Below are 4,398 nucleotides of genomic sequence, written 5' to 3'. Positions count from 1 at the left end.
GGGGTCGCGGTCCGGGGGCGGGGTGATGTGCGATGGCTAGCCCGCCGTCGCTGGAGGCCGCGCAGCAGTGGCTTCTGCACGCCGTCACGGCGCCGTCCGCGGAGATGGGGCGAGCGTCGGCGATGCTCGCGGGTTCGGGTGCGCTGAGCGCGGCGCGGCGGCTGGAGATCTACCGGCGCGGTTACCGGCGGCGCCTGCTGGAGGCCATGCGGCACCGGCATCCGGCGCTGCGCGCGCTGCTCGGCCCGGAGCTGTTCGACGGCTTCGCCTCCGAGTACCTGGACGCGCGCCCCCCGCGCGCGTACACGCTGGCCCGGATCGACGACCGTTTCGCCGGTCACCTGGAGGCGCACCGGCCCGACCGCGACATGCCCGCGCCGCGGCGGGAGGCGTGGATCGACCTGATGATCGATCTCGTCCGCTACGAGTGCCTGTTCGCCGACGTCTACGACGGCCCCGGCGCGGAGGGCGAGCCCGCCGCGCCCTGGCCGGCGGACCTGCCCGGCGACATGGCCGTCCGGCCCTCGTCCGGCCTGCGGCTGCTGCGCGCGTGCGCGCCGGTGCACGAGTACCACTCGGCCGTCCGGCGCGGCGCCCGGCCCGCGCCGCCGGCCCTGGAGCCGGCCCGCCTGGTGGTCTTCCGCCGCGACTACCGGGTGGTCACCGCCTCGCCGGCGCCCGCCGCGTTCGCCCTGCTCGACGCCCTGCTCGCCGGGGCGCGCCTGGACGAGGCGTCCGCGAGGGCCGCGATGGACCCCGCCGAGGCCCGCCGCCACCTGCGCCGCTGGATCGCGCAGCGGTGGATCGTCCCCCACCCGACACCCCCACAGGAGGCCCCACAGTGACCTCGGACACCGCCCCCGGCGGCGGCTCGACCGCCGCGGTGCTGGACGCGCACCCCGTCGACGCGGCCGCCGGTATCCAGACCAAGGACCAGCTGGTCAACCATCTGCTCCAGGCCGCGGCCGTGGAGCTGCAGACGATCCCCATGTACCTGTACGCGATGTACTCCATCGGCGGGCAGGGCACCTCGCGCTGGAACCCGGGGATGAGCGCGCAGCGGCTCGTCCGCAGCGTCGTCATCGAGGAGATGCTGCACCTGTGCCTGGTCCGCAACATCCTCGTGGCGCTCGGCGAGGGCGACCGGGTGACCTTCTACAGCGAGGACTTCATCCCGGACTACCCCGAGTACATGCTCCACCGGCATCCGCCGCTCCTGCTCCACATCGGGCCGTGCACCAAGGAGATCGTCCGGGACGTCTTCATGGAGTTCGAGCGCCCCCATCCGAGCCCGGCGGAGGACCTGCCGCCCAAGGGCCAGTACTCGACCATCGGCGAGTTCTACAAGTCCATCATCGGGGGGCTGGAGCGGCTGGACGGGAGCCAGGCCCTGTGGGGCGCGCCCCGGCCGGAGCTCCAGTACGTCGCGGCGTACTGGAACAAGGACGGCGGCGGCGAGCCGATCTGCGTCCACGACCTGAAGACCGCGAAGACGGCCCTGAAGATGATCGTCAACCAGGGCGAGGGCGCCGACCCCGGCAGGCCGTCGGTGCCGATCGACCCCGTCAACCCCAAGCCGGGCCTGGACGAGCTTCCGCACTACACGAAGTTCCAGCGCATCGCCGAGGGGATCGAGCCGATCGGGCCGGTCTGGAAGGTGCCCACCGACCCGAAGGAGTTCCAGTACGCCGACGACAAGGCCGCCACCGCGATCAACGACCTGTTCAACGCGGTGTACTGCTACGTGCTGCACGTGATCGACGTCCTGTACAAGACGCCGGGCACGACGGTCGTGGTCGGGCGCGACAGCCCCCGCTACGGGCTGGAGCGGGCCTTCATCTCCACGATGCAGGGCCTGCTGGCGAACATCGCCGAGATCATGATGTCCAGGCCGCTGGAGTTCGGCCCGCTCGCGGAGGGACGGACGGGCGAGGACGTCCAGATCGGCCCGACGTTCGAGTACGTCGAGCTGCCGGAATCCGGCCGCAAGCAGCACCTCATCGACCTGTGCGACAAGGCCGTCCCCCACTTCCGCCAGTTGGGCGGCGACAACAGCGTGCGCTGGCTGATGGACAAGATGCCCGACGTCTGACGCCCGAGGACGGGGCCCCCGCCGGGGCCCGGCCGGAGCGGCCCACCATCAGACGCGGGTTGGTGGGCCGCGCCCGGCCGCCCGGCTACGCGGGGGTGAGGCGCCAGTAGCCGTGCGGGTTGAAGAAGAAGTCGTCGTCCTCGTACCGCTCGCACGGATGGTGATGGAGGACCCATCGGGAGGCGTCGGCGGACAGGCGGAAGCCCTCGCCGTCCTCGATCTCCTCGGCGCGGCGCTCCGTCAGCAGGTAGAGCGCGAGCCCGTCGATCAGGGCGGCGGTCTCGTCCGCGCGGGATGCGTCGCCGTCCGGGTCGTCCGGCCATTCGACTTCGATGTCGGGCGCGCCGAGCAGGTGCATGCCGCAGCTGTAGGACAGGCCGCCGCCGGTGATCGGCCGCTTCACCAGCGCCCGGTAGAGCGGCACCGCGGGCTCCTCGGGGTTCCCGTCGTACACGCCCGCCGCGAGGTCGAGCCACCGTTCCCGGCCGTGGGTGAGCCCGTTGCTCTCGTTCTTCACGGCGGTGGCGCCGGAGCGCAGGAGGTCGGCGGCGAGCGTCAGCGTCCGCCGCGCCACGGTGAACGCCACGCCGGGCAGGACGGGCGGGGACAGCACGTAGGCGACGGTGTCGTGCGCCTCGACCGCCTCCCAGTCCGCTCCCGTGAAGGACGCCCGCGCCGCGCACGCCTCGAACGCCTCCGCCATCCGCGGGTCGGGCTCGGTCTCGGAGTACTCCCAGTCGAGTTCGAATCCCTCCTTCGCGGCGGCGGACTCGACGGTCTCAAGATCCAGGCGGGTGCCGAGGACGCACAGGACGTGGCGGGAGCTCATCAGGGTCTGATCGTCGATCACGCCGCGCAGGTTACGCCGTCGCGATCGGGCGAGGCGGCGTTTCGATCGAATAGGCCGGGCCCTGTGACCTGCGGATTACCGCTGGTGACGGCGGAGCGACCGGCCATGCGCGACCCACGCCAGGAACGCCGCCGCGCCGAGGGACGCGCCCAGGACGCTCACTCCCGTCCAGCCGGCCCGCTCGTAGGCGGGCGGCGTCAGGGCCGACCCGGCGGCGCCGCCGGCGAAGTAGGCGGTCATGTAGACGGAGGTGATCCGGCTGCGGGCGTCGGGCCGCAGCCGGTAGATCTGGCTCTGGTTGGTGACGTGCAGGCCCTGGACGGCCAGATCGAGCAGGACGATCCCGGCGGCCAGCGCGACCACGTGGTGCGCGCCGAGGACCAGCGGCAGCCAGGACACCGCCAGCAGCGCGGTGGTGAGGGTGGTGAAGCGGCCCGCGCCGCCCCGGTCGGCGACCCGTCCGGCCGCCCCCGCCGCCAGCGCCCCGACCGCGCCGAGCAGCCCGAACAGGCCGATCGTCCCGGGCGAGTAGTGGTAGGGCGCGCCGGACAGCAGGAAGGTCAGCGCCGTCCAGAGGACGGAGAAGACCGCGAAGCCCAGCGCCCCGAGCAGCGCCCTGAACCGCAGGACCGGCTCCTCGCGCACGATGCGGACCGCCGAGGCCAGCAGCGCCGGGTACCGCAGCGTCGTGGCGCGCGGCACGGCCGGCAGCCGCCACCACAGCACCGCCGCGAGGACGAGCATGACCGCCGCCGCCGTCGCGTACACCGTGCGCCAGCCGCCGAGCTGGGCCAGGTACCCGGCGACGGTCCGGGCGACGAGGATGCCGAGCAGCAGGCCGCTCATCACGGTCCCGACGACCTTGCCGCGCGTGTCGTCGTCGGCCAGCGCGGCGGCCAGCGGCACCAGGACCTGCGCGGTCGTCGCCCCGGCGCCCGTCACGACGGCGGCGGCCAGCAGCACCGGCGCCGAGGACGCGGACGCCGTGACGGCCAGCGCCGCCGCCGTCAGCGCCGCCATCCCCGGGATCAGCCTGCGCCGGTCGGCCAGGTCGCCCAGCGGGAGCACGAGCACGAGCGCCGCCGCGTACCCGAGCTGGGTGAAGGTGACGAGCAGCGCCGTGGTCGAGCGGGAGACGCGCAGCCCGTCCGCGATGGCGTCCAGGAGGGGCTGGCAGTAGTACAGGTTCGCCACGCACAGGCCCGTGGCGACGGCGAACAGGTAGACGGTCCCGCGTCCGATGCCCCCGGACCCGGGCGAGGCCCGGTGGCCGTCGCCCGGCGGCTTGCGGGTCGCGCTGGTCATGGTGTTCCTCTCCTGACGTGGTCGATGGCCGGGCCCGGCCGGTGCCGTCCTGAGGTCGGACGGCACCGGCCGGCCCGGGTGGACGGGGGTCAGATCAACCCCCGGATGCTGCCCCCGTCCACCCCCCACCCGCTGCCGGTGACGTAGGCGG

General features: G+C 73.7%; 4 protein-coding genes. 2 read left to right on the top strand and 2 right to left on the bottom strand.

Features of this window, described 5'->3' with window-relative positions; genetic code table 11:
- Positions 1-32: 32 nt before the first annotated feature.
- Positions 33-845: an HvfC/BufC family peptide modification chaperone gene (locus E1298_RS44640; RefSeq protein WP_131903432.1), complete on the top strand. Its 813-nt coding sequence runs from the start codon at positions 33-35 to the stop codon at positions 843-845.
- Complete coding sequence (locus E1298_RS44635) at positions 842-2,092, top strand: ferritin-like domain-containing protein (RefSeq protein ID WP_131903431.1); 1,251 nt, start codon at positions 842-844, stop codon at positions 2,090-2,092. The genes E1298_RS44640 and E1298_RS44635 overlap by 4 nt, the downstream gene beginning before the upstream one ends.
- Positions 2,093-2,177: 85 nt before the next feature.
- Here E1298_RS44635 and E1298_RS44630 read toward each other — a convergent pair whose 3' ends face one another.
- Positions 2,178-2,942 carry a hypothetical protein gene (locus E1298_RS44630; protein ID WP_131903430.1) on the bottom strand — a complete coding sequence of 255 codons (765 nt, stop codon included), beginning with the start codon at positions 2,940-2,942 and terminating at the stop codon, positions 2,178-2,180.
- A 75-nt stretch (positions 2,943-3,017) separates the two neighbouring features.
- Positions 3,018-4,247 (bottom strand): MFS transporter, encoded by a 1,230-nt coding sequence (locus E1298_RS44625; protein ID WP_131903429.1) that lies wholly within the window; start codon positions 4,245-4,247, stop codon positions 3,018-3,020.
- Positions 4,248-4,398 lie beyond the last annotated feature (151 nt).

This window comes from Actinomadura rubrisoli (assembly GCF_004349215.1).
Classification (GTDB): domain Bacteria; phylum Actinomycetota; class Actinomycetes; order Streptosporangiales; family Streptosporangiaceae; genus Spirillospora; species Spirillospora rubrisoli.
Note: the sequence above shows the minus strand (reverse complement) of the source record. Positions and strands in the feature narration are given on the sequence as shown.